The organism is Loigolactobacillus bifermentans DSM 20003, from assembly GCF_001434575.1.
GTDB lineage: Bacteria > Bacillota > Bacilli > Lactobacillales > Lactobacillaceae > Loigolactobacillus > Loigolactobacillus bifermentans.
This window is the reverse complement of the sequence record NZ_AZDA01000089.1, coordinates 1-215: the sequence shown is the minus strand read 5'-3', so window position 1 is coordinate 215 and position 215 is coordinate 1. Positions and strand designations below refer to the sequence as shown.

1 pseudogene is annotated in these 215 nt (G+C 42.3%); it reads left to right on the top strand.

Features of this window, described 5'->3' with window-relative positions:
• A pseudogene (locus FC07_RS09400) lies at positions 1–215 on the top strand (IS30 family transposase); the annotation flags it as partial.

Sequence of the window (215 nt, the reverse complement as noted above, 5' to 3'; positions counted from 1 at the left end):
ATCCAAATGGGCGTTCGGCTGAACCGATCACCGTCAACAATTTCTTATGAATTATCGCGATGTCAACCTTATCAGGCTGAATTAGCACAAACAGATGCCGAATACAAGCGATCACGATGTGGTCGGAAAACTAAGCTGAGCGATGAGTTAAAGCAAAAAATTCTCAACCATTTACGTCTAAGCTGGTCACCAGGAATGATTGCTCACGAATTTAA